The organism is Bradyrhizobium sp. Pa8, assembly GCF_052588265.1.
Genome location: NZ_CP176767.1, coordinates 734,900 through 759,741 on the forward strand (window position 1 = coordinate 734,900; position 24,842 = coordinate 759,741).

A 24,842-nucleotide genomic window follows, 5' to 3' on the forward strand; every position below is an offset into this window, starting at 1 on the left:
AGCGTCGGCAGGGGAGCATGCAGGCCAGCCATTGAGCCGCGAAAGAAGATTGTTCCGGGAGCCGACGCTGTACTCAGAGCGGAAGGCGACACGGACGGGTGCGATAACGCGAGCACCTGGACGTCCCGGCGTGGTCGTAGACCCTGGCATGTATGGACGTTCCTTGCGCGGAAACCGGGAGATCTCGAGTCTGACCGGGGGACGGTTCGGCCGCCCCGGCCCGCACCGGGAAGGCGAGGAGCCGTAGCCGGTGATGCACGGACACGAGAAGTCAGACCCCGCCATACTAGCAACGAAGCTGACGAACAAAGCCGGGCGACCGGCGGCGGAGTCGGTGGAGCGAAGGGCGGGGGCCAAGGGGAACGCGAACCAGCTCAGCACGCGCCGGGCGCAGGACCGGGAAAGCGTGTCACAGGCGCTGGAGCGCGTACGTCAAGCCGCAAGGCAAAGGAAGAAGGAACGGTTCACCGCGCTCTACCACCATCTCAGCCTGCCTATGCTCAGGACGGCGTTCTTCGCGCTTAAGCGGGAGGCGGCGCTTGGAGTGGATGGGGTGACGTGACGAGGCCGATCTCGATCGCAAGATCGCAGACCTGCACGCACGGGTCCATCGGGGAGCGTACCGGGCGCAACCAAGCCGCCGCCGGTATATTCCGAAGGCGGATGGCCGCCAGCGCCCGCTCGCAGTGGCTGCCCTGGAAGACAAGATCGTCCAACGCGCAACTGCTGCCGTGCTGAACGCGATCTTCGAGGAGGACTTCCTCGGATTTAGCTATGGCTTCCGGCCCGGGCGCGGCCAGCATGATGCGCTGGACGCCCTGGTTGCCGGGATCAACAGCACGAAGGTGAACTACATCCTGGACGCCGACATTCGGTCGTTCTTCGATGTTGCGTCATACTACACCTTCAGTTTTTTTGAGAGGGTCGAAGAGGTCCGGAGCAACTGCAGGTACTTGAATTCGTATGCCTTTTGCCCGTCCGCGATAGACGTGAACGGCCTTAAGCTCGCCGCGCTTTACACGTTGCAAGGTGGTTTGCCGCGAGACGCCCAGTAGATTCATGGCCTTGAACATCTTCACGTAACCTTCGGGCGTGCTCTCCACAAAGCGCGACCGCAACTCGTCATTGATACGGATGCGCCACGGCGCGCCAGGTGTGATCTGCTCTCCGGCAATGAAGCCCTCGTTGAGGAAGCGATGCAAAGTAGAGGGTGCGATCCCGAGAGCGCGTGCTGCTTTCTCGATCGTCATGCACTCGCCGTCCTGCACTTGCTGTTTCGGCTCGAAGCACGGGATCTCCCAGTGCGTCCGCAGGCTCGACACACGATTTGCCGTAAACGACAGTCCTGTGGCCGTTGTACGGCCTTGGCGATTGAGGATGCCGGCGATCTTGGTGTCGGGATAATGTGCAGCCAGTCGCCGCAGCAGATCGATCGTATCGTCGGCGGTGCTGATCGGCGATGGGTGCGAGTGCGGCAATGGGACATTAACTTCACTGAAGAGACCGCCGCGCCAACGCAGCGTCAGGTGAGCGTTGTTCATCCGCTCTCAACGTTAGTGCCGATCGCGAAGCGTCTCTCTTCATGCGAGCTGAACATCCCGGCGTCCACCGAACGGGAGACACATATTTTGGCTAAAAGCCTGACGTCGTTTCCGATCAATCGAGTTGATTTGCCCGCCGGATCATTAGTTGGCGCCATTATTTCCGAACACGACTTTTGTACACCGCTATCAGAGGTTGGCATGATCGAAGGACGTGTGGACTGAGCGCCACCAAAGTGTTGTTTCGCTCACTGCAACAAAAGCGAATGAGAATGCAAGGAACTTGGGCGCGCGGATCACTTTCACGCGAGATCATTGTCGGCGTCATCGCAGTGTGAAAGGATGATACTACTTTAGATTGCTTGAGGCGAGATGTTCCCCTCATTGCATAAATGCAATTGGAGATTGTTATGACAAATGCAGCAGCGGCGCTTACCCACTCGGTATCAGTGACAGAGAATTCCGATGGACGATTGGAGGTGTTCGGTCTCGGAACCGACAGGGCGCTCTGGCACGTCTGGCAGGAAAAACCGCACTCGGGGCCATGGTCGAGTTGGGCCTCGCTTGGCGGCGTTCTCACCAGCTCGCCGTCCAGTGTCGATAATTCCGAAGGTCGGCTGGAGGTCTTTGCGCGCGGAACCGATAACTCACTCTGGCACATCTGGCAGGACAGGCCACATGCCGGACCGTGGTCGGGCTGGGCCTCGCTCGGCGGCGCCATCACCAGCGATCCCGCTGCGATCGCCAACAGCGACGGCCGGCTGGAAGTGCTTGCGCGCGGCACCGACAATGCGCTGTGGCATATCTGGCAAGAGAAGCCACATGCCGGTCCGTGGTCAGGCTGGGCCTCGCTTGGCGGCGAGATCACCAGCGACCCCGAGGTGTTCATCAATTCCGATGGCCGTCTCGAAGTGTTCGCCCGTGGCCCTGACAATGCGCTGTGGCACATCTGGCAACAGGAGCCGCATGCCGGTCCGTGGTCACGCTGGGCATCCCTGGGCGGCGCCATCACCAGTGATCCGGCCGTGGTCGACAACAGCGATGGCCGTCTCGAAGTTTTCGCCCGTGGCACCGACAATGCGCTGTGGCATATCTGGCAGGAGAAGCCACATGCCGGTCCGTGGTCACGCTGGGCATCTCTGGGCGGCGCCATCACCAGTGATCCGGCCGTGGTCGACAATTCCGACGGCCGACTGGAAGTGTTCGCCCGTGGCATCGACAACGTGTTGTGGCACATCTGGCGGGAGAAGCCGCATGCCGCACCGTGGTCACGCTGGGCATCTCTGGGCGGCTCCATCACCAGTGATCCGGTGGCTTTCGATAATTCCGACGGCCGGCTAGAAGTGTTTGCGCGCGGCACCGACAACGCGCTCTGGCACATCTGGCAGGAGAAGCCGCACTCCGGACCGTGGTCCGGCTGGGCATCCCTGGGCGGCGTTCTCCTGAGCGATCCACTCGCCGCCTGATACGGACTGCACGAGAGGCCGGCCGTCTCACAAGGCGGTCGGCGCCCTCACTAACCCATCATTAAGCTACTACGTCGTCACGCAACGTCGCGCGATCGCGCGCTAATTCCGGCTTTTGAACCGGCACGGATAGCCGCTTCTTCCGAAGCGCGCTGAGTATGGTGTTTTGAGACGATCTTGCCGTTGTGAACTACGGCCCGACCGTCATTCTTCGGCACGGAGTGAAATACTTTCCGCTTCGACATTCTTAAAGTCCTCAAAAATCAAGGACGACGAGGAGGGATGCGGTCAAACCGACCGCTAATATCTGTGCAATAACTACCGGCGTCGTGATCACATCCCCCGGTCATCCGGTTGGGTGCTGGTCCGGTCGGTGCTCGCTAACGGCCCCCTCAACTGTTTGCGCTGCAAACTAGAGCGATTTGCGAACGCCAGGCACAAAGTTCAAGTTTGAGCGTGCAGATTTTTTGTGTTGAGACCATGCGAATCGATTTGCCTGGCTCGGCACACTCGCCATGCATGCCAGCCGACGCTTGTTGGACTCTGATCGGGGTAGCGGCGCGAGCGAGTTTCGGCAAAGCCGCAAGCCTCGTGCGTGAGAGGCCGAAGATACGATTCATTTCCAGTATGGATGGAGGACAAATTGCGTGCTTCGCACGCGGCGATCTTCGGAATGACCGCCAGGTGTTCGGTATCCAAATTCGGAATGGAGTTTCGGCGCGAAACCCGATTCGAAAGCAAGGCGAGAAGAACGCACGTTCAACCGCGCTCCAAAACAGGTGCAGCCCAACTCTTTTGCTTTCAGGCCGCGGAAAGAACCGGTGAAAGGCGGATTTGCGCTAAGCGCGCCAATCGCGGAGGTCTTCTTCGGCGACAGCAGGACGGAGCCCATCTGAGCAACGCAATGATAACATTGACTGGATCGCAGGTTCGATCGAGCGTGAGCGCTCAAGAATCCGCGAGTGTCGCCCATCAGCTCCTTTCTCCGTAGCCGCCCGGATTGTCAATTTTATGAACACGGTGTTCTACTGGAGGAACACCGGCGGAGGGATTTCATATTTAAACGGTTTTTTCGCGAGATTCCGGTGGCGAGGCCGCGGGACTGCATCGTCTCGCGGCCTCATTCCTTTTTCGCAGTTGAACGCGGACAAGTCCCTCCGGACCGAAGTCGGCCTCGCTCTCCAACAATCATTAGCGCTTCCACCGCGGCTTCGCATTCGGGCGCGTCATACTCGGCGCCTTGGTTGGGTCATTTCTGCGCGTTAGGCTAGCCTTGCTGTCGCAACCCATCCGGACGAGCGGGGATAGGGGATCCGACAAGCGACCGTGATCCCGACATTGGTCCGTAGTCAGCCAGGACCAGGAAGCTCAGACAATGTTGGCGTTGATCGTCAGCTTTCAGACCAATGTCGACAACTTGATCATACAGCCCCGCTACGAAGCGCCTGCAGGACCTCCGAGTCTCGATTCGGCACGGCCCTCGCTCCGTTCGAGGCAGCATCACCGATTACTCCAGATGCGGTGATGTTAGGGGCGGGCTCGGCGCCGCGTCGCCGCTAGCGTCTGGCCCGTCCCGCTGGTGCTGTGAGGCGATATGAAACAGGATCTTCAACCGGCGACCGGTTTCGGTCACGCTCGCCGCCGCTATGTCCTACGCGGGCACGAACGCGAAGGGGGTAAGGACCGAATCAGTGTCTCCCTAAGCCGCGGGAGCCGAAACCGTCATGCCCGCGAGATCTTTGCTCCGCGCAAGTTAGGAAAGTGTACCCGCACCTCCGAAGCAGCCGCGCAGGCATAGCTCGCGACTCCATATCGTCGCGTAAACGTCAATGTACGATCTTCCAATCTCGACAAGCTAGAGCAAAGATAGCAAAGATGCAGACTGGAACGGTAGTTTCGTACAGTGTTGAAAAGGGCTGGGGCTTCATAAGGCCTGATGATCGCAGCGGCGAGGATTTGTTCGTGCACATGTCCGAACTACGCAACTGCATAGGTACCGATCTGGTGCCGGGCACGCGCGTGACGTTCGATCTTTGCTTCAACAAACGGCGCTCAAAGTACAGAGCTGCCGAGGTCAGGTTGATCGATTGAAGCGCCGAAGTAGGTGTTCAAGATTGTTCAAACAGAGCAAAGACGGCGAGTTCGTCCCTGGCAAGCGTTTATGCCGGGTGAGGCAAACGCAGCAGACGTTTTCCGAAGCAGCACTCGAGTAAAAATCTGTCTACTCGGCTGAGCACAGATTTCACTCGGGTACTCACTGGAATGCATCAGAAACTCCTTCGCGTTGGCTCTGTAGGGAGATGTGAGGGCCGCCGCCAAGCGAACAACCGTCATCACGTTGTGCCGGCCGCATGTCATTCCTCCCGGGCCACACTCTCTGCAATGATAGAAGCTTTCGAACCTGGATGATCGCCCTCCAATAATACTTCCTTACGGGACACAGATTGTAAGACCAAGCATCACCAAAATTCACAGGTTCGAGTGATATGCCAGGTCCTCAGTTGATAGTGGCGCTTCGCAACATTCAGACAAAATCCATTACCGCCATTTGGCGAATCCGTCGGCCTTGCCCAGGAGAACAAGAAACGAAACCATGCGTATCCAATATGGATGCCGATCACACCACTCGCTTTGCGCGGGTCGATTTCCGCAATGATGATCGTGTCTTTGGTATCAATGACGAAGATCGACTATTGCATATGTATGTGATCGGGAAGACCGGCACAGGCAAATCGACGCTCATCGAAACGATGGCCCTCCAGGATTTGGCGCGCGGAAACGGCTTTGCGCTCATTGATCCGCATGGCGATCTTGTTGCCCGCATCGCTTCGCGCATTTCGGCAACACATACCGATAGGGTAGTGTACCTCGACGCAACCAACCCAAATCAGCCATACGGTTATAACCCTCTTCGTCACGTCAGCGAAGATCGTATTGCTCTCGCGGCTTCCGGCATGATGGATGTCTTTAAGAAGATGTGGCCGGACGCATGGGGCGTGCGTATGGAGCACATCTTACGAAATGTTCTGATGGCCCTCTTGGAGCAACCGGACGCGACGCTCCATGACGTGTTGCGCATATTCTCTGACAACGAGTTTCGTAAAAGAACGGCCAAATCCCTCCGGAATGAAACCGTCCGGACGTTTCTGCTCAATGAGTTTGAGCGATTCTCATTTGGCTATCGCGCTGACGGCACCGCGCCGATCCAGAACAAGGTCGGAGCGTTTCTGGCTGATCCGCTGCTCGATCGGATATTAACGGCCCCCGAGGAGGATTTGCATATCCGCCGGATCATGGACGAAGGCAAGATTCTCTTGGTCAATCTGGCGAAGGGGCACATTGGGGAAGATAGCTCGTCGCTCCTTGGCGGATTGCTCGTCACAACGATTGGCCTGGCCGCCTTTAGCCGGGCCGACACTCGACAAAACAAACGTCGGGACTTCTTCGTCTACGTCGACGAGTTTCAGAGCTTTACCACGGTCGCGCTGGCGAACATGTTCTCCGAGCTTCGCAAAGTACCGAGTCGGCTTCACCGTGGCGCATCAATATCTGAACCAGCTTGCTCCTGAAGTGCGCCATGCAGTTCTCGGCAACGTCGGCTCTATCATCTCATTCCGTGTCGGCGTCGAGGATGCTCCATATCTCGTTCGAGAATTCCAGAGCCGGTTTTCGGAAATCGATCTCTTGAGGCTGCCAAACCACCGCATCTATCTCAAGCTTATGATCGATGGAACGCCATCAATACCTTTCAGCGCCGCGACGCTTGAGCCGCTATAGCGACATTTGCCAAACTGGCATAATCCCGTGTCTACCACCCGTTTTTCTCCTGAAGTACGATCGCGCTCGGACATTGTTCTTTCCGGCGCCAATTCGGATGTCGGTAGCGAGACGGAGGATCGATCTGTTGCTGTTTTGAGGACGGCGCAGCTCCGCCTCGCTATCCGGCACCCGAATGGTTCGGGCTGACGGTAGTGAGGAGAAGAACATGTCCACGATTGCCCTTTCGTACAAGGCCGTAAAGCTAATGAAGCTCTGCGATCTCGAAGGCTTCCAAAGCCTCGACGATCTTCTGTTGGTGGTCGCCCTTAAGGACTCGGCATGTCCCGCCATCTGTATAACGGAAGGATGTGATCACACGGCAAACATGGAGCCGGATCAGGACCGGGGGTTCTGCGAGGCCTGCGGTGGCAACACCGTCGTGTCGGTACTTGTGCTCGCCGGTCTCATCTAAGAGATCAGCCATGCAGGTCCGAAACTTCTATCACTGCCCAGAGCGCGGTCGCGAGTGGACGAACGTGTGGTCCGCACAGTGCGACAATGACTGCCCGCACTGCGGCGCATGTCATATCTCGCCGTACAAAAGCGAAGACGCGGAGGAGAGCGATGACGAATAGGATTGCTCTTCTCAACGACGCCTTCCGCCGCACGTTTAGCGGCGGCAAGGTAATGATGACATCAGGCGTCAATGAACTGCCGGACTGCGTGAAGGCTGAAGCGCTCGTTCAAGTGGCGAACTTCGCTGAATTCACCGAGAACAACGATCCGTATGACGAGCACGACTTCGGCAGCTTCGATCTGGTCGGTCGGAGGTTCTTTTGGAAGATAGACTATTACGACAAGCGGTGCGAGTTCGGCTCTGACGACCCTGCAGACCCTGAGAAGACCATGCGAGTCCTAACCCTCATGCTTGCCGCAGAGTACTGATAGGATCAAAATTGTCACCTTCGATCACGAAGGCCGCTGTAGAACGTGCTCTATGGTCCTACACGTTTTGACCCTATTCTTTCTGTCAGGTTGAATTTCACGAACTGAGCAGCAGGGGGGGGGCGGCGCGTCTCAAATCACGGCATCCCGTGCTGCTCGGAGATTTTTGCTGGGCTTGATGCGTCCCCTCAGTGACCAAGCTTTCGTCTCGCAGATGGGTAGCCCGTTTCTTTCCAGCCCTGCCCAGGCGGGGCTTGCTTCAGAAACCATCTCGAAGAGGGGTGCCGCGTCGATCGCGCGAGACACTGACCTTATCCGCCTCCCTTCATGACGCTGCGGAATAAGCATCTAGCGGGCTGGTCGCCCGTTGCGGGGATCGTTGGTAGACCCGACTTGCGGCGTGATGCCGTAGAGCCCAACCAGTGCGGATTTACTCGGACGATCTTTTTGACCCTCGCTTCATTGCGAGGGTATTTTCTATGACCCCTTGGTTGCGTTGAACCGCTTCACGATCCCCATCACCACTCTCGAAATCTCCTGTAAGTAATTGGTTCAATCAATAAGCCCGACCGATTGCGCAATCGGTGATGAGGACCAAGACGTCAGTGCCGCGCGGCAAACAAGATAGTGGGTTATGCCCAGTGGTTTGACGGGCCGGACGTATGGGATGCTTCGCCGCATGAAAACTCGTGCGCTTGTTGCTTGGAACGTCCGTTGGATCCGCCTGAAACGCGGCATTTCGCAAGAAAAATTGGCTTGCGACGCCGGGATCGATCGGTCCTACATGGCTAGTCTTGAGCGGCAATCGAAAAACCCGACGATTGATATTCTCGACCGTATCGCCGAAACGCTGGGCGTTCATTTATCTGAATTTTTTGTCCGGCCATCCAAACGTGCGGGGACCCTCAAGGCCTTGCCTAAAGGTCGCAAGCTGCGTCCACGTCGTAGGAAGGAATAGCTATTCCCGCGACCTGGTGACCGAGATCGATTACGCCTAAGCAGGTGAGAGACCCGCGGCATTCATCGCCTCCCGTAGCACGACCCGGGGCAGCAGACTAAGCGGCCAGCCAGTTCCCCGATATGTAGCACGAATAGCGCGTCCCGGCCAATCACCTGCTCACGCCGATAGCTAATGATCTTCGTGGATAAGTGGAAACGGCCCTCGGCTCAGCCAAGCCCGGGCCCTACGATGTGCTGCATATTATTGGGGCATGTGATGACTAAGATCAGTGTAGACCTCGAGAACTGCTACGGGATCAAGAAGCTCAAGGCGGACTTCGATTTCAAAAAGGCGAGAGCGTTCGCGATCTACGCTCCCAATGGGGCAATGAAATCCTCATTGGCGACGACGTTCCAGGACATCGCAGACGGCCAGCCATCAAAAGACCGAATATTCCCCACGCGCACGACAAGGCGAACTATTACCATCGACGGTGCTCCCCTTGCCGAGGATGCTGTGCTGGTCGTTCGGCCCTATGACGAGATTTTTGGGAACAATGAGAAGACGTCGACCCTGCTCATAAACGCAAAACTTAAGCAGGAATACCTCAGCCTGCACGAGGCAATCGAGGAATGCAAAGACAATCTCGTCAAAGCACTCCGGACCCAATCCGGATCAAAGCGAGATATCGAAAAGGAGATCTCACGGACATTCACGGCAAATGAAGATCAGTTCGCGAAAGCTCTATTCCGCATCGAATCCGAGGTGCTTGCTCAAAAGTCCGCCCCGTTCAGTGATGTCGATTACGACACAGTCTTCGATGATAAAGTTCTTGGTCTCCTCGCGACGAAAGACGTCAAAACAGCCATCGAGGATTACATCAAAAAGTACAATGAGCTCTTAGCCAAATCGACATACTTCAAACGGGGTACTTTCAACTATTACAATGCTGCGTCAGTAGCGAAAAGCCTCGCTGACCACGGCTTCTTCAAAGCGAACCACTCGATCAATCTTGTATCTGGGACGCGTCTCGAAATAAGCAATGCGAAGGACCTAGAGAGCCTTATAGCCAAGGAAAAGGAGGGCATTACAAACGATGCAACCCTCAGAAAGAAGTTTTCAGAAATCGAAAAACTTATGCAAAAGAATGCTACGGTGCGCGACTTCCAGTCTTACATCGAACAACGTGAAGATTTGTTAGCCCAGCTGGCAAACGTTGACGCCTTTCGGGAAGAGGTCTGGAAGTCGTACATATTCGCGAATATCGACCTGTTTAAGGAATTGCTAGCTCACTACCGCGCAGTAGAGAAAAGGAAAGCCGAGATCGAAAAAGAGGCTGCCGCCGAACGAACCCGCTGGGAAGAGACTATTGAGATTTTCAACGATCGTTTCTTTGTGCCATTCGAGCTTGTCGCAAAGAACAAAATCTCGGTCATGCTCGGTGAAGACCCCGTTTTGAACCTTGGCTTCATCTTTAAGGACGGCAGTGAGAGCACATCCGTTGACCGGGACGCACTTATCTCGGCGCTCAGCACTGGAGAGAAGAAAGCCCTATACGTTCTGAACATTATTTTTGAAATCCAGGCGCGGCGAGCTGCAAACCAGAAGACTGTCCTTATCGTTGATGATATCGCTGATTCTTTCGACTACAAAAATAAGTACGCAATCATCCAATACCTGAAGGACATAGCGGATGATGAAACGTTTAATCAGATAATCCTCACGCACAATTTCGATTTTTTCCGTACCGTAAACAGCAGATTTGTAGACTACGACTATTGCTACATGGCATCGAAAAGCTCTGCTGGACTTTCGCTACAGAAGGCCGCCGGCATAAAGAACATCTTTGTGAATGACTGGAAGTTGAACTTTCACTCGGATGCAAAGAAGCAAATTGCCTCCATACCGTTCATTCGCAACCTCGTTGAATTCACGAAGGGCGACGCCGATGCGGACTACGGGACTCTGACGTCTTTGCTGCATTGGAAGGCGGACAGCACCACGATCACGCGGAATGCATTAGCCGAGGTCTACAATCGCGTGTTCCATTCAACGATAACGCTGGCCGATGGTACGGGTTCTGTACTGTCGGACATTTTCACCGCGGCCAAGGAATGCCTCAAAGCCACGGAAGGAATGAATTTCGAAAACAAAGTCGTGCTGTCGATAGCCACGCGGCTCTCCGCCGAGAAGTTCATGGCGGAACAAATCAAGGATGAGAAACTGCTAGCCGGCATAACTTCGGCTCAAACGCCCAGGTTACTAAGAGAGTACAAGAAGCGGTTCACGGCTGAAGCCGCCAACATCGCCATTATCGAAAGGGTAATGCTGATGACCCCGGAGAATATCCACCTGAACTCTTTCATGTATGAGCCCATCATTGATATGTCCGACGATCATCTCCGAAAGCTGTATCGAGATGTCGAGACGCTTAGTTAGCGTCGTTTAGCTTCCCGCAGTGTTCTCGCAGCTTTGCCTTCTGAAGCGAGCCTTTTGCTAGATAGGGCGCGCGATTTCGTTGCGCTGTTATCCCGCTCTTTCAAGATGCGGCGTTCAGCCTCCTCGCAATAGCTCTCGTTCATGTCGATTCCAATGACAGACCTCCCGGAGCGAAGCGCCGACATGGCTGTCGTGCCCGAACCAAGAAACGGGTCGAGTACAACCCCGCCCTCCGGGCATCCGCAAGCCAAACAACGATCAACAAGCTCGATCGGATATGGCGCCGCGTGGCTGAAGGGATTTTCAGGTCGAGCGGCAATCCGCCAGATATCTTCCTCGCCATTCAACGCGGATCGATCGAAGAAATATTTTGGCCCCTTCGAGAACATAAAAACGTGCTCAAAGGTGCGGTGTGGCCGATCGTGCGCTGTGGGCTCACTCAAGCAGCCGGGGCGCTCCCAAATCACTGCGGTCCGCAACGTCCACCCAGATTGCTGCATGGCAAGCGCTACACGCCAGGGAAGACCGATGAGCGATTTCCGCGGGAGACCTAGCCCTGGACCATCTACCGCCCGGAGTTTGGCTCTTGCTAGCTGGCGTCCAGCGCTTTTTCGATCACGTCCATGCGGGCGGCCTTTCGCATTGTAGTAGGCATCCCCGATGTTCAGAAAGAAGGTCCCTCTTTCCTTTAGGACCCTGCGCAATTCCTCGAACGGCTTAACGAGCGCGTCAACGTAAGCCTGAATTGTCGCCTCATGGCCGATTTGGCCTTGATAGCCGTAATCGCGCTGCCAAAAATAAGCGGGTGAGGTCACCGCACAGTCGACCGACTCCGACGCCAATGACTTCAGGCCGTCTGAGACGTCAGCCGCCAATATTTTATAGGTCAATCGGCGGCCGACACTTCCTTCACGAACTTTAACTCGCGGTGTCTCGACACCTGGGATATCGTTCGGAGAAGCCTGCGGGTCAGCTTGTTTGAGCGAAGCCTCTTGGGGCGTACATTCCCGACCGAGATACGCATTCACCGCATCTTCTGAAACGCGGATTTGCCCCCTGTCGCCCGCTCTTACGTGGGCAAGCTGACCAGAGCGGACTGCTCGACGGAGGGTGGAAATGGATACTTTGAGTACCCCTTCAAGCTCCTGAAGCGTGAAAAGTCGCTGGAGCATTTCCCCTCCGAATCATTGCCCACTACGCCAACGGCGTTTCTATGCCAGAACTTGCCATAGATGGTCAATGGTGGTCACGCTTGCCGTCGTCTACTGTCAACGCTGTTTTAATACCGGCAGCAAACGTCCGCCTGTCAAACGACGACACCAAAACCACACTCGTTGAATTGAGAGCGACTTCTGGTCTCAATCCGACGTCTTCGGGTACGAGCAGAACCACTTTTGGATTCGACTGGTTGGGGCGCCACATGTCATTAAAGTCGGCGATATAAGCCAGCCCCTTGTAAATGCCGTCGCTGAGGTAGCTTCCCCGCCATGAGTTCTTTGCTTCCACAAAAACGACGTGGCGTTCGTCATCTTTCTCGTGGACGATCACAATGTCTGGTCGCAGCGGAGAGGATCTCACTCCCAGGTGAGCTTCTTGGATCGCAAGCTGCGCAGAGTGGCACCCAAGAAAAGTCACGGGCGACTGGTCGAAGTAAACAGTGACAGTTGACGCACCTCGTACGAACCGAGCGACGTGAGCCCGCCCCGATATCGCCAAGCCGTACTGATGGGGAGGCCCAAATGCCGCTTCGTGCTCCAGGACGTCCAGCACTAGAGTGAGACCGTACAGTTCAAAAAGGTCGTCTTCGTCTAATGGTGAGAGCCAGTTCACTAATAGCAATTCGCGAACTGAAAGCCACCTACTCGCCCTGTTTCGGTCCACCATTTGCCGGCGCTGCTGCGAAAGCGCTGCCGCTAGCCGGTAGGCCGGCAATCTCTGTCGCTGGGCAGACGTAATCATGTTAGCTTCAAGCACCCTTGGAGATGGAACGTCCTTGAACCAGGGATGCCTATTGGCCTCACGACATCCGTCGCGAATCATTTGCAGCTGCAGCGGGAGTGCCTTAGACCCGATGCGCTCTTCGACCTCGCGAAGCGAGCGCTCTAGGCTATCGACCAGCCATCTCACCAACTGATTTTCTGGAAGAGCAAAACTTCGAGCCGGAAGCCGCGTGATGAATTGAACCGGCGAAATGCGTCCCGACTGGCGGGCCGTAGCGGTCAGGTCCCATCGAACGTTGCCCCTTAGCGCCGGACCCACCACAGCGTTCTCACCGAGATGTTCATTTGACAATGAATCGAGCAAGGCCGGTAACGCTTGCGTGCAGAACGACGCATAGCCGGCAGAGAGTAGATCAACTACCGATCCTAGAAACCAAACGTCCGTGGAGGCTGCGGACAATGCGTCCAGAAAATGCTGCACTACATTCGGCTCAATAGCAGGGGCTTGGCTCGCCTCGACAGAAGCCCCAATGCTTGACAGATACCGGCCGGCTCGCCTGGGATCGAGTACGAACTCTTTCCATTGCTGCGAAAGGCTCAATCGACAAACCCTGTCCAAACCGACAACGTGGTTTCGAACCGGTCAATCGCATTCGGAGTAATAATGAATCGCTTAACTAGCTTGACCAAGTCCTCGTGCTTGTCTGCCCGCCCTTGGAATTGCGGCGCAACAAACAACTCGAGGCCTGACAATAGCAGCCCCTCAATCGTCCTAGCGGAATCCAGCGCGAGCTCACCTCTTGCATGGCGCATTATCGCCTCTGGTATGGCGTAACCCATCGCCATCCCGAACGAAGCTAGACCGTCAGTTTCAGCAAAGATGCCCTTCAATGCATCAAGGAAGTCCGTTTTCGCTGGCTTCAGACCGGCGCTGCCTTCACCTGCTCCAACATCAATAAGTCCTTTATACACCTCCGCACTTGGGACCATCACGGGAATGAACGCGAAGCGCCGAATGAATGCATATGATAGGCGCTTCAGACTCGCTTTATCTGCATCATTCATCGAACCGATGATCCGCCACCAGTTCGGCACTCTGATTATCTCAAGCGCCTCATCGGCTGTAGCTTCCTCCATCGCAAGTTGAATTCTTCGCGGAGCGGCACCGCCGACCGCGTCTCTCGTCACATACGGCAAATCGACGGCATGGCCGCTCAAAAGAGTGAACAACTCTCCAAATGCCTTATCGATGTCCGCACGATTGATCTCATCTATGATCAGTGTCCGGCGTTGCTTGAGTGCGGCGGTCACAAAACCGGGTTGGAAATCCAACTGCCCCGGAAGCACTGCAGAGGGTAGATATCCGCCAATTGTATCGATGGTGGTCCATTGATCGGTAGCCGCCGCCATGGTCCAGGGAATTCCGGACGCCCCGCAAAGCCTCCTCGCAAGTTGCGTTTTCCCAGTGCCGGGCGGACCAGTGAAGATCACATGCATGCCCGCCCTTAGCGCTGAGGCAGCGCGAAAGGCCGATTCCTCCACCCCGGCAAGGCCGCCAAGTGCCGCACTAAGATCATCGCCATCAACTTCCCACGTAAAATCCTCCTCGTCAGGGGAAGCAGGCTGCGAATCATCAGTTGATGTGACGCTTGCGGAAGCAGCTGCAACAGAACCGGGCGGCACAAGCAGCGCCAAAATATCCGCATCACTTAATAGACTCGCGCCGAGCGGAATCGAGGACAGCACCGCGTCCCCATCATCCGAGAAGATTGCCCCAACTAGGCCGTAAGTCCTGAGGTGAAACTCCTCAACGAATTGGGCAATGGCGGCCTTCTGCGACGCGACATCCTTTTGTCGATAGCACCAAGTTGCGAGATTGTGGATCGATATTGGGATGCGACCAATTACGTCGCTATGCCGTGCCGAAAGGACCGTTAGAAGGTCTGGATCAAACGACCAAAGATCATTCGCTGTATCGCTGCCCTGCCTGTATACGAACTGTTTGCCCGTACGCATGCGCTGCAAACTCGTCCCAGCATGGTGCTTGGGACGCCAAGGCGTCAAACCCGCGATGGCTTTTCCGAAGGGCACATACCATGGCCTGGCTGAGCTGCCGCCGGATGGTTGAAAATAGTCCCGCAAAAGCGACGTCTCTTGTGCGCTGCCGAACGTCTTCGATGGAGTGGGTGAAATGGGCACTCCGTCCCGCAACATTGCAAGAAAGCTGATCAAAGACTGATGCGTCTGCTCCGGCAAGACTTCCAGAGCGTGCGATATATGGTCTTGGGTGAAATAGGGCATGGGCTTCCAGAACCACCGAATCTCATTGGTTTACGCCGATTCGCTAGGCTGCTTGAAGGTGCACGGGGTAGATTTCTCGATGTCAGATCGTCTATCCGGCCGACATCGCGCAGAGGGACAAAATGCAAGAGGTGACCGCGAAGCCCGCGACGGCGGAAATCCATCCGCTCAACTGTCGTCCCGGTCAGGCCTTTAGCCGCTGTAGCAGGTTTGCCACGGCGGATGAGCGCCACCTCCCACCCCGCGGCGTTATCATCTCCCGGTCGTTCAACTCGTCGGCTGTTGCCAAGAGCGTTGTCGCGCCACCATCCCGAATAGCAACGTCCGACGCCCGCTGGTCGGCTTCGGCTCTCGCCCTCCTCGCGACCGCTGCATCCTTACCCTTCACCGGGCCTGTGTCGGGCAGGCCGGCCGATATCGACGTTGCATTTGCGGCGGCTGTATCGACCTCTCCATCGAATTCGCGAACAGCGCCAACGAAGCGGATACCGATACACCAGCGAGCCGGTGCCACTCCCAAGCCTGGTAGGTTGAACTTAGGTCGGCCCGCGCCCTTAATGGCTAATCATCAGGCGATCTTCAGGCTGCATTGATAGGCAGGCGAGAGGGCGACCCCAATTTGCCGCGACCGCGAGGAAGTTCGTGTCGCGAACATTTCTTCAGGCGGTTCTAACGATGAAACGGTAGGTCATACAATGATACGCACTCTCTTTCTGATCGGCTTAACGTTTGTCGTGACGACAAGATCGAGCGCGCAGGGAGCCGACGCCAATCCTATCTATGCTGACCAAGGTACCGATTGGAGCGCGACAGCGAGGGCGGACTTCTATTCGCGCGATCAGGGCTCGCGCTTGATCACATTGTCCTGGATGCAGGCCCTGAAGCAAAGGAACGGACAGCCGTTCATCGCGGATGGTCTATCACGGTACGGCTATCTACCGAGCCCTGGAAACACGGCCAACCTCCCCGTCGGCTTTCACGCTTCTGGCCCTCAAGACTTTCAGGTCGTCGGCATGACCTGCTCCGCATGTCACACGCGCCAGATTGAAGTTGACGGCAGGGTGTATCGCGTCGATGGTGGTCCGGCGTTTGTGGACTTCTACGCACTGCTTAGCGATTTGGACAAGGCAGTCGGCGACGTGATTGCCAGCGATAGCTCGTTCGCTCCGTTTGCTGCAGCTGTTCTGCGGTCCGCAACGCCAGATGCGACTGACGTTGCGGATCTTCGTCGACAGGTAGATGCTTGGTACTTGCGGTTCCACACCCTCATGGTGCGCGCACTGCCCAAGAACGGCTGGGGAGTTGGCCGTCTGGATGCAGTCGGAATGATCTTCAACCGCGTATCGGGATTGGACATCGGCTCGCCACCCGACTTCATGATCCCGGAAAACATCAAAACGGCTGACGCTCCAGTGAGATACCCATTCCTTTGGAACGCGACGCGGCAAGACAAGACGCAGTGGCCGGCATTCGCAAAAAACGGAAGTGACATCTTGGGGTTGGCACGGAACGTGGGCGAGGTTCTGGGGGTTTTCGCTACGTTCGAACCGAAACGTCAGGGGGCGGTCATTAATTTCCTCAACAATAATTCCGCAAACTTTGACGGCCTGAGCGAGCTCGAAAACTTGGTGAAGCGAATTGGCCCTCCGAAATGGCCTTGGAAGATTGACGCTGCCCTGGCGACCAAGGGCAAGCTGATTTTTGAAAGGGATACCGCCGAAGGGGGATGTAGCGCATGCCATGGAATTCAAGAAGGCGAGCAACGCTTTCCATTCATCAAGACGTGGAGAACTGCGATCCAGAACGTTGGTACCGATACACGGGAATACGATGTCCTCGCTTGGAAAGCGAATACCGGCGTGCTGAAAGGAGCGTACATTCCCCTGGCAACCGCCCCACTGAAGGACAATGACCAGGTTCTTAACATTCTTGCCACCTCGGTTATTGGTTCAATCGCAGAACACGTGTTGACCGGCGGCGCCGCTTCCACCAACGCGCGGGTCGCCGCGGCGCCAGATCCGGGGTCGTCCGACACACCGGAGTCTCTGGGGCTGGTACGACTACCGCCAACGCTGCAGGATCTGCTAACGGCATTCGATACTGCCAGCACCTCGGAAGCGACAAAAAGGGCCAAGCGGCAGCGAACGGATAGAGCTTCTTCTAGCCAGCTCCCTCCAAGCGGCGCCTACGAGGCTCGCGTTCTGCAGGGTATTTGGGCCGCTGCCCCCTATCTTCACAACGGTTCGGTCCCTACGCTGTCGGAAATGCTCAAGCCCTCGGCGCAGCGCACATCACAGTTTAGCGTTGGACGGAAATACGACATCGAAAACGTTGGTCTTGCGACCACCCAGGAGCCGCTGAGCGAAACACGATCCGTAACGGATTGTAGTGACAACAATTCTGGTAATAGCCGATGTGGCCACGAGTACGGGACGAGTTTGAGCGACCAAGACAAGAAAGCGTTGCTTGAATACCTAAAGACACTGTGACCCGCTGCAGCGTTCCCCATTTGAGCGGTTTTCGGACATGCTGGTCACGATACGACCCTGGGCATGTGACCTTTATCAATCAAGCTCTCGTAGTTGGCACGAGCGTGGAAGAGGAGATCTCATTCGGCACAACTGCTCGATGAGTCTGAGTGATGGCTTACAAGATTGTAGCCATTTTACCGTCCGCGTCGTTTGCGGAGGCTCCACATGACACGATCTCAATACCATCGTGACGCGAAGCATGGCAAGCTCGGGCCAATGAGTGATTTGCCCGATGAGCTGCCGAGCGATCCAGCCGAGTTGCGTGCCTTTGCCGCCACCAGTGCTGACAGCTGGGCCGCATTCATCCGCATCACGCCGGCCACGATGGGTGGCCATTTGAAGCCGCCGCCATCGAGCCGCTTCCAGTACATTACAAGGCCGCTGCCATCCCAGACAACGATCTTCACTCGATCGGCGCGCTTCGCACGGAACACCGTAAGCGCTTAGCCGGAACCCTTGCTTCGGGATCCGTATAGCTGTGCGAAAGAAGCCTCCGGCTTGGACGGAGGTTTGGGATGGGATTGGACAGCAAAAAGGACGTCCATTTGGACGGCTCACCGACGGGGTCGGTGAGCCGGTTGGAAATCCTTGAAGGGCCCTCAGGACGTCGAATTCGGTCGGAAGCAGAGAGAGCCCGGATCGCTGTGAGAGTCTGCTACCCGGCGCCCAGGTATCCGAGGTGGCGCGCAGGCACGGAGCGACGCGCTGGCAGATCTACGATTGGCGACGGCGGTTTCGACAGCGAGGCATGTTGCCGCTGTGTGAGGCGTCCCCGCCGACATTTGCGCCGCTGGTCGTGGAACGTGCGTTAGAGGAGCGTCAGGCTCCGGCGATCAAGCTTGAGATCGCGATCGGTGATGTCGTGCTGCGGACAGATACGGCCATCGATGCCGAGCAGTTGTCCCGGGTGATCCGTGCGGTGCGAGCGTCACGATGATCGCGGTCGGTTCTGATCTGAAGATTTACATCGCGACGCGGCCGATCGACTTCCGGTGTGGCCATGATGGGCTTGCAGCGAAGGTGCAGGAGATGCTTCGTCTCGACCCGTTCAGCGGCGCAGCCTTCGTGTTCCGATCGAAACGAGCGGACCGGATCAAGATTTTGGTCTGGGATCGAACGGGCCTGGTGTTGGTGCACAAGCGCCTCGAAGGTTGCAAGTTTGTTTGGCCAACGATCGCGGACGGCGTGATGCGGATATCGCCGGCGATGTTCGCGGCCTTGTTCGAGGGGCTGGATTGGAGATTGGTCCGCCCGGAAGAAGCGCGGCGTCCTCAGGCGGCTGGATAACTGCGGCCGAATGACTCGGCTGCTATTTTGAACGTGGCACGCGCGGCGGCGATGTGCTCGAAATAGCGCATGAGCATCGCGACGCTGCGCGACGAAAATGAACAACTGAAAGCGCTTTTGGCGCAAACGCAGGCGGCCTTGAGCGAGCATCAGGGGGCGCTGGCGGCGTCGGAGGAAGCCCGGCGTCGGCTGGAGGTCATCCTCGGCGAATTGCGGCGCGACAGGTTCGGCGCGAAGTCCGAGAAGCTGCGGCCAGATCAGTATCACTTGCCGTTGGAAGACGCGGAGATCGCCCAAGGGATCCTGGACGCGGCGCAGGAGAGAGCCGCGGCTGTGATTAAGGGCCGATCGCGGAGCGATCCGGATCAAGGCTCTGTAAAAGTAGAGACTTGAGCTGACAGCCGGTGCTTTGTCGCGGCAGGTGTCCGACAAAGATCTGATGTCCGACCTCATGCGGCCGGCAGCCATTTCTCCCTCGCCAAAGACCGCGCGTCAAGCCAGGTTTGCATCGGCGTCTTGCCGTAACACCAGCGGCCCTGATGTGGACGTGTCTCATTGTAAGCGGCAATCCACTCATCGAGATCGCCCTGCAGCGCGAGGATGCTCGGATAAATCTTCTTGCGGAACGCGACGCGGTAGAACTCTTCGAGCACGGTGCGATGAAAACGCTCGACAATGCAGTGGTCTGCGGGCTCTTGGTCTTGGTGCGGGTGTGATCGATGTCCTCGACGGCGAGATACAGTTCGTACTCGTGATGCTCCGGATTGCCGCAATACTCTGTGCCGCGGTCGGTCAGGATCCGGCTGAGCGGGATATCCTGCGCATCGAAGAACGGCACCACGCGGTCATTGAGCAGCTCTGCCGCCGTGATCGGCGTCTTGCGGTCATACAGCTTGGCGAACGCCACTTTGCTGTAGGTGTCGATGAAGGTCTGCTGATAGATCCGACCCACGCCCTTCATGTTGCCAACATAGAAGGTGTCCTGCGCACCGCAATAGCCGGGGCACTCGCTCTCGAACTCGCCATGCGCCTCTTTTTCGGACTTGGCCTTCTCCAGCGCGACGAGTTGGGCCTCGGTCAACACCAGGCCGTCCTGGGCCATCTTGGCCTCCAGCGCCGTCAGCCGTTTCTTGACGTTGGCAAGGTCATGACGCAGCCACACCGCGCGTACGCCAAATGGCGAGATCGACAGACCTTGGCGTCTCAGTTCGTTGCTCACCCGCACCTGGCCCCATGCCGGTTGCTCGATCGCCAGCTCCACCACCTCGGCCTCGATCTCAGGCGCTACACGGTTCTTCGGAATCGGTTTCTTGCGGCTGATCTCGGCCAGCGCCAGCTCACCGCCTTTGTCGTACAGTTCCTTGAACCGATAGAAGCTATCGCGGCTATAGCCCATCATCCGACAGGCTTGGCTGACATTGCCAAGCTGCTTCGCCAGTTCCAGCATGCCCACCTTCGCGCGAATGACCTTCTGCTCTTGTGTCATGGGACGTCTCCTGTGAGACGCTGCGGGCTGCGCGGGAGCGCCCGTTTGGGTGAGCGCTCCCGCTCGCCCGCAGCTCCGTTCCCTGCCAGTTTCGAACCATGCTGTAAGATTAAGTCGAAACTTCTACAAATACATCTGTCGCCGGTGCTCGGGCCCCGTCGTGCAGGCGCACGCACCGGAGCACGTCGTGCCCAGCGGGCTGCCGACCGAAGCGGCTATCGCGCACGTGATCGTCTCCAAGTTTGGCGACCACACGCCGTTTTATCGTCAGGCCGAGATCTATGCGCGCCAGGGCATCCGGCTTGATCGGGCGACACTGGGCAACTGGTCCGGTCGCGCCTGCTTCCATCTTCAACCTATCGCGGACCACATGCGTCGCCAACTGGCCATGGCGGATCGCCTGTTCATGGACGAAACCACGGCACCGGTACTCGATCCCGGGCGCGGCCAAACGAAGAAAGGCTACTTCTGGGCGATCGCCTCAGACGACCGCGGCCACAGCGGTCCAAGTCCACCAATCGTGTTGTTCAGATATGCCCCCGGTCGCAGCGGTGCCTTCGCGCAGCAGTTCCTCGACGGCTTTGGCGGATGCTTCCTGCAATGCGATGCCTATGACGGCTATGACCGGCTGGCCGAAGTCGATCGACCGCAAGGGCCGTGGACGCTCGTGCATTGCTGGAGCCATTTGCGCCGGCGCTTCGTCAAATCGGCCCGTAACAGCAAATCGCCGATCGCCGAGGCCGCCGTTCGGCACATCGCACAGCTTTACGCCATCGAAGCCTTGGTACGCGGCTCATCGCCAGACGTCCGGCTCGCCGCGCGAAAGGAGCATTCGTTGGCTCTCGTCGCCGCTTTAAAAATGTGGTTCGAGAAGCAGCTGTCCATGATCTCCAGCGGCTCGACACTGGCCGAAGACATCCGCTATGCGCTCAATCATTGGCAGGGGCTGACCCGCTTCCTCGGAGACGGGCGCCTCGAGCTCGACACCAACCCGGTCGAGAACGCCATCCGGCCAGTTTGCCTGACCAGGAAAAATGCGCTCTTCGCCGGTAACGAAATCGGGGCAGAAAACTGGGCCTTGCTCGCGTCGATCGTCGCCACCTGCAAGCTCAACGACGTCAACCCGGCTGCCTACATCGCCGAAACACTCGAGGCGATCATCGACGGCCACCCTCATAGCAGGATCGAACACCTCATGCCGTGGCGATTCCGCAAATCGTCAAGCCAGCCCCAATAAGGGTCCCGGCTAAGCGCTTACGGAACACCACCGCCACGCCCCTCATCGGATCATGGCCCAGCGTCTCCTTCGCCAAAAGCGCCAAGCCCTCCGCACCTTTTCTGAAGTCCACAGGTTGCGTCGCCATGTAAATCGCAAGGTTCCCGGGTGGCGTCAGCATGAACGTGTCCGTCGGAGCGCAATGAACACATCACTCAATACAGCAAGGCCAGGTGCCCCGCGCACCTCCACGCGCGCGCCCTGGAACTCAACCGTCACAACGGCGGCTTCCGGCGACCCGGAGAGGTTTGCAGCCGCCGGCAACGCCGATTCCGACACCACCGGCACGAACGACAGCGTGTCCGCCGACGCCGGCAATACCATCTGGCCCAAACGCGCCAAGCGACGCCAGTCGTGCACCTGCTGAGGCCGGCAGCCATGGCGACGGGCGACGTCTGTGACAACCGCCCCCGGCTCGAGGCTTTCCGCAGCAATCTGCGCCTTCAAATCATCCGGCCAGCGCTTGCGACCTGCGCCTGCGAACACTTCAATACGCGGTGACAACGGTCGTCTTATCTCGAGTTCTTTTGGAAAATCGACTACTACGACGCGCTTTGTCAGTCTGGGTCGGAAGACCCAGCCGACCCGGAGAAGACGACACGCGTTCTCACACTCATGCTCGCCCAAGAGTGTTGAGTAATGGGATTGCTCCCTTGTTGCCCCGCGGTCGGCGGGGCATTTCTTTGCTCTAAAACTCTAACTTCTGACGAGTCAGAGCCTCCCTTCTCAAAGAGCTTGATCGGCCTCAGATCAGGGCCTTGCTCCACAGAGGTCTCTTTGCCGCTTACAATAGACCATGGCGTCACAACATCTCTCAGCAATCGCTTAACTACCATTCTTCCATCGTTCTGCGCACCGCAGCCATAGCAAGTAGCTCAGAATTGCGCCTTAGCTGACTAGGGGCTGTGGAAACGTGGTGAGAAACGCTGCAATTGTTAGCATCAAAATTGAGGTCGTCCAAGCTCCCTCAAATGCCTGCACACCATTGTGTGGATCCAAGTCAAAAAATTCAGTCCAACCCCTACAGAGCGAGTTCCAGCCCCAATGAGCACCAATTGCACACAGTAAATCAAACTGCAGATAAAGCGCAGAGAACATAAACCCCGCAAACGTAGCGGCGACGACGTGCATCGGAATGAATGGCTGGCGAAAAAAGCGGTTAAAGAAATGTGCTAAGCCAAAGACAATCCCGCCACAAGCTAAAGCGATTGCAGAGCTGAACAGCCGCTCGAGACTATGTACGAGACCGCCGCGGAAACCTACCTCCTCGATCGCCGCGGCGAAAATGTTGATCGCCATAAGGCGAGGGAGTCTTGCGAATGGCCAAGCTCTACCAATTCTTGGCCGGTATACTAAGAAAAAGAGCAGAGCGGCGAGCACGCTAGTTGAGACACCAACGAGAATCCCAGTGAGTAGCGAAGGCGGCGATCCAATTCTTGGAGGCGAGATATTACTCAGTGCATTCAAACAAAAAACGAACCGATGAATTACCGCTGCGCCAAGAAGGCCGGCGAGAGGCATTATCGCTAATCGAAGATCGGGATGCTTCCTTCTAGTAAATAGCTCCGTGACGGCAATGAAACCGAGACTCATCAAGACAGGGGCGACAACGCTGCATACGTGCCATATCATGGCTGGCTCGACTTGCTCACGCAGAATGGGGCATTCTCTGAGATTTCATCCTGCCGGTCGTGATCATTGTGAATGAGGTCAGGTCAGCCGGTAGAACAATCGGTGACCCGCAATCTCGGCTGGCCGTTATGGCACAACTCGGCTTAGGACTATCAACGCGGGCCTTGTTGTTCCTTTAAATTGACGGCCCCTAACCGCGCTGCAGCAGCTGGTGCTCGCTTCGTAGCTGCTTCGTGGGGCTTCTCTATCCAGAACATCTTGTCCGTAGCATCACTCATGACAAATTTGGTGCAGAAAAAGCACCTTTCTTTTCGGCTCTCGAATTTCGTTCCGGTGAGAGCTAAGAATCGCCTAAACTGTTCAAACCGCCCATTTAGAAACGCTAATTCTTCTGAAATTGAATGACTACCGCACGGCCTAGGCGGGACTAGAGCATCCACAAATGAATCATTACAATGCAGGAGCCTCATGCCCATATCGTAGTAAAGACAAGAGACCCCGTTGTGTATGGCCTCACACTCCGAAGAAGGCTCGGAATAATATTCGTGGACAGTCGCTGCCTTATTGGGCGCGTACGAAGGGCCGAGATCGAGAACAAATGTATAGCCCGCTATTTTTATCGCTAGCCTACGGTGCGTGTTCGGATCCTTAAGTACAAATTGCGATATCATATCGGGGCTCACGTCCACACCAATACGTCGCAGTCCCTCTTCTAGAACCGCACAGGTATCTCCAAGATTTGTTTTATCATATATGGTGTCAATAACCACGGAGTGCTGATGATTGAGCATACGAGTAGCAGTGCAGACGAGTCGATCTAGCGATCGCAGCTCCTCATCTTGGTATAAATTCCAGCCAAAACGCCACTCCAGCGTTGGAAACGAGAATGTCCGACTGATGGAATCAAATAGGGTTCGCTGAAATCGATTGTCGTTGCGGAATCCGCCTGTTTTTACGATTACCTTTGCTCCCGGGATGATACTTGTTATGGCGGCGACAACATGCTTCAAATTCACATAACCGTTATCGGCCCGCGACTTGTAGAGAAGAGCCTCTCCGCCCGTCAGGATAAAGCTGGGAGCTCTGTTTCTCTGATCATGCTGCGAGATGTACTCACACACATCAGCCAATTTTCGTATCAGGAGATTGAAGGAGGCGCTTTCGTATTTTTTTATTTCATCGTAATTGTTGCAACAAAGCATGCATTTTTTGTCACAGATGGTAGTGAGGCGGAAAATGAAACAATCAGCGCGATGTGTCATCGTCTTGTATCGTTTCTCTAGATGAAACCGCAGCTAT

23 protein-coding genes and 3 pseudogenes are annotated in these 24,842 nt (G+C 56.5%); 16 read left to right on the forward strand and 10 right to left on the reverse strand.

What is annotated here, in order from left to right; translation table 11 throughout:
* Positions 1 to 250 precede the first annotated feature (250 nt).
* Entirely contained in the window at positions 251 to 562 is a 312-nt protein-coding gene (locus ACKWRH_RS03460) for a hypothetical protein (protein ID WP_445219327.1), read from the forward strand.
* A 124-nt stretch (positions 563 to 686) separates the two neighbouring features.
* Positions 687 to 827, forward strand: a pseudogene (locus tag ACKWRH_RS03465) (hypothetical protein); the annotation flags it as partial.
* A 66-nt stretch (positions 828 to 893) separates the two neighbouring features.
* Here the strand turns inward: ACKWRH_RS03465 and ACKWRH_RS03470 are convergent.
* The gene (locus ACKWRH_RS03470) at positions 894 to 1,541 is read right to left on the reverse strand and encodes a helix-turn-helix domain-containing protein (RefSeq protein WP_445222639.1); all 648 of its coding nucleotides are present in this window, start codon (positions 1,539 to 1,541) and stop codon (positions 894 to 896) included.
* Between the two features lie 410 nt (positions 1,542 to 1,951).
* Between ACKWRH_RS03470 and ACKWRH_RS03475 the strand changes: the two genes are divergently transcribed.
* From ACKWRH_RS03475 to ACKWRH_RS03510, 8 genes are all read left to right on the forward strand, one after another.
* Complete coding sequence (locus ACKWRH_RS03475) at positions 1,952 to 3,007, forward strand: hypothetical protein (protein ID WP_445219328.1); 1,056 nt, start codon at positions 1,952 to 1,954, stop codon at positions 3,005 to 3,007.
* Positions 3,008 to 4,882: 1,875 nt separating this feature from the next.
* Positions 4,883 to 5,098: a cold-shock protein gene (locus ACKWRH_RS03480; RefSeq protein WP_445219329.1), complete on the forward strand. Its 216-nt coding sequence runs from the start codon at positions 4,883 to 4,885 to the stop codon at positions 5,096 to 5,098.
* Positions 5,099 to 5,613: 515 nt separating this feature from the next.
* Complete coding sequence (locus tag ACKWRH_RS03485; RefSeq protein ID WP_445219330.1) at positions 5,614 to 6,576, forward strand: type IV secretory system conjugative DNA transfer family protein; 963 nt, start codon at positions 5,614 to 5,616, stop codon at positions 6,574 to 6,576.
* Positions 6,542 to 6,784 (forward strand): hypothetical protein, encoded by a 243-nt coding sequence (locus ACKWRH_RS03490; RefSeq protein WP_445219331.1) that lies wholly within the window; start codon positions 6,542 to 6,544, stop codon positions 6,782 to 6,784. Before ACKWRH_RS03485 ends, ACKWRH_RS03490 begins: the two co-directional genes overlap by 35 nt.
* Positions 6,785 to 6,992: 208 nt before the next feature.
* Positions 6,993 to 7,238, forward strand: coding sequence for a hypothetical protein (locus ACKWRH_RS03495; RefSeq protein ID WP_445219332.1), 246 nt, complete (start codon positions 6,993 to 6,995; stop codon positions 7,236 to 7,238).
* Positions 7,239 to 7,390: 152 nt separating this feature from the next.
* On the forward strand, positions 7,391 to 7,711 hold the full coding sequence (locus tag ACKWRH_RS03500; protein ID WP_445219333.1) for a DUF3768 domain-containing protein: 321 nt from the start codon (positions 7,391 to 7,393) through the stop codon (positions 7,709 to 7,711).
* Positions 7,712 to 8,390: 679 nt separating this feature from the next.
* Positions 8,391 to 8,669: a helix-turn-helix domain-containing protein gene (locus tag ACKWRH_RS03505; RefSeq protein WP_445219334.1), complete on the forward strand. Its 279-nt coding sequence runs from the start codon at positions 8,391 to 8,393 to the stop codon at positions 8,667 to 8,669.
* Between the two features lie 258 nt (positions 8,670 to 8,927).
* Entirely contained in the window at positions 8,928 to 11,090 is a 2,163-nt protein-coding gene (locus tag ACKWRH_RS03510) for a phage infection protein (RefSeq protein WP_445219335.1), read from the forward strand.
* On the opposite strand, the gene ACKWRH_RS03515 is transcribed toward ACKWRH_RS03510, so the two are convergent.
* The 3 genes from ACKWRH_RS03515 to ACKWRH_RS03525 form a co-directional block, all read right to left on the reverse strand.
* The gene (locus ACKWRH_RS03515) at positions 11,087 to 12,262 is read right to left on the reverse strand and encodes a DNA methyltransferase (protein ID WP_445219336.1); all 1,176 of its coding nucleotides are present in this window, start codon (positions 12,260 to 12,262) and stop codon (positions 11,087 to 11,089) included. The genes ACKWRH_RS03510 and ACKWRH_RS03515 overlap by 4 nt on opposite strands.
* Positions 12,263 to 12,326: 64 nt before the next feature.
* Positions 12,327 to 13,631 carry a hypothetical protein gene (locus tag ACKWRH_RS03520; protein WP_445219337.1) on the reverse strand — a complete coding sequence of 435 codons (1,305 nt, stop codon included), beginning with the start codon at positions 13,629 to 13,631 and terminating at the stop codon, positions 12,327 to 12,329.
* Complete coding sequence (locus ACKWRH_RS03525) at positions 13,628 to 15,331, reverse strand: AAA family ATPase (protein WP_445219338.1); 1,704 nt, start codon at positions 15,329 to 15,331, stop codon at positions 13,628 to 13,630. The genes ACKWRH_RS03520 and ACKWRH_RS03525 overlap by 4 nt, the downstream gene beginning before the upstream one ends.
* A gap of 695 nt (positions 15,332 to 16,026) precedes the next feature.
* On the opposite strand from ACKWRH_RS03525, the gene ACKWRH_RS03530 reads away from it, so the two are divergent.
* Positions 16,027 to 17,820, forward strand: a complete 1,794-nt coding sequence (locus ACKWRH_RS03530; RefSeq protein WP_445219339.1) for a di-heme-cytochrome C peroxidase — start codon at positions 16,027 to 16,029, stop codon at positions 17,818 to 17,820.
* A 218-nt stretch (positions 17,821 to 18,038) separates the two neighbouring features.
* On the opposite strand, the gene tnpB (ACKWRH_RS03535) is transcribed toward ACKWRH_RS03530, so the two are convergent.
* Positions 18,039 to 18,296: an IS66 family insertion sequence element accessory protein TnpB gene (gene tnpB / locus ACKWRH_RS03535; protein WP_445219340.1), complete on the reverse strand. Its 258-nt coding sequence runs from the start codon at positions 18,294 to 18,296 to the stop codon at positions 18,039 to 18,041.
* Positions 18,297 to 18,610: 314 nt separating this feature from the next.
* Between tnpB (ACKWRH_RS03535) and ACKWRH_RS03540 the strand changes: the two genes are divergently transcribed.
* The 3 genes from ACKWRH_RS03540 to ACKWRH_RS03550 all read left to right on the forward strand — a co-directional run bounded on the left by ACKWRH_RS03540 (position 18,611) and on the right by ACKWRH_RS03550 (position 19,542).
* Positions 18,611 to 18,799 carry a hypothetical protein gene (locus tag ACKWRH_RS03540; RefSeq protein ID WP_445222640.1) on the forward strand — a complete coding sequence of 63 codons (189 nt, stop codon included), beginning with the start codon at positions 18,611 to 18,613 and terminating at the stop codon, positions 18,797 to 18,799.
* Positions 18,796 to 19,149 carry an IS66 family insertion sequence element accessory protein TnpB gene (tnpB, locus tag ACKWRH_RS03545; protein WP_445219341.1) on the forward strand — a complete coding sequence of 118 codons (354 nt, stop codon included), beginning with the start codon at positions 18,796 to 18,798 and terminating at the stop codon, positions 19,147 to 19,149. The genes ACKWRH_RS03540 and tnpB (ACKWRH_RS03545) overlap by 4 nt, the downstream gene beginning before the upstream one ends.
* A gap of 69 nt (positions 19,150 to 19,218) precedes the next feature.
* Positions 19,219 to 19,542 carry a transposase domain-containing protein gene (locus ACKWRH_RS03550; RefSeq protein WP_445219342.1) on the forward strand — a complete coding sequence of 108 codons (324 nt, stop codon included), beginning with the start codon at positions 19,219 to 19,221 and terminating at the stop codon, positions 19,540 to 19,542.
* Between the two features lie 56 nt (positions 19,543 to 19,598).
* Here ACKWRH_RS03550 and ACKWRH_RS03555 read toward each other — a convergent pair.
* Positions 19,599 to 20,635: pseudogene (locus ACKWRH_RS03555) on the reverse strand (IS481 family transposase).
* A 49-nt stretch (positions 20,636 to 20,684) separates the two neighbouring features.
* On the opposite strand from ACKWRH_RS03555, the gene tnpC reads away from it, so the two are divergent.
* The gene (gene tnpC / locus ACKWRH_RS03560; protein ID WP_445219343.1) at positions 20,685 to 21,872 is read left to right on the forward strand and encodes an IS66 family transposase; all 1,188 of its coding nucleotides are present in this window, start codon (positions 20,685 to 20,687) and stop codon (positions 21,870 to 21,872) included.
* On the opposite strand, the gene tnpB (ACKWRH_RS03565) is transcribed toward tnpC, so the two are convergent.
* A complete protein-coding gene (gene tnpB / locus ACKWRH_RS03565; protein WP_445219344.1) occupies positions 21,829 to 22,032 on the reverse strand; it encodes an IS66 family insertion sequence element accessory protein TnpB in 204 nt (67 codons plus the stop codon). The two genes, tnpC and tnpB (ACKWRH_RS03565), sit on opposite strands and share 44 nt — an antisense overlap.
* Positions 22,026 to 22,415, reverse strand: coding sequence for an IS66-like element accessory protein TnpA (gene tnpA, locus ACKWRH_RS03570; protein WP_445219345.1), 390 nt, complete (start codon positions 22,413 to 22,415; stop codon positions 22,026 to 22,028). Before tnpA ends, tnpB (ACKWRH_RS03565) begins: the two co-directional genes overlap by 7 nt.
* Before the next feature lie 27 nt (positions 22,416 to 22,442).
* Between tnpA and ACKWRH_RS03575 the strand changes: the two are divergent.
* A pseudogene (locus tag ACKWRH_RS03575) lies at positions 22,443 to 22,547 on the forward strand (DUF3768 domain-containing protein); the annotation flags it as partial.
* A gap of 252 nt (positions 22,548 to 22,799) precedes the next feature.
* Here ACKWRH_RS03575 and ACKWRH_RS03580 read toward each other — a convergent pair.
* Both ACKWRH_RS03580 and ACKWRH_RS03585 read right to left on the reverse strand, forming a co-directional pair.
* A complete protein-coding gene (locus ACKWRH_RS03580) occupies positions 22,800 to 23,210 on the reverse strand; it encodes a lysostaphin resistance A-like protein (protein ID WP_445219346.1) in 411 nt (136 codons plus the stop codon).
* Between the two features lie 485 nt (positions 23,211 to 23,695).
* The gene (locus tag ACKWRH_RS03585) at positions 23,696 to 24,805 is read right to left on the reverse strand and encodes a hypothetical protein (RefSeq protein ID WP_445219347.1); all 1,110 of its coding nucleotides are present in this window, start codon (positions 24,803 to 24,805) and stop codon (positions 23,696 to 23,698) included.
* Positions 24,806 to 24,842 lie beyond the last annotated feature (37 nt).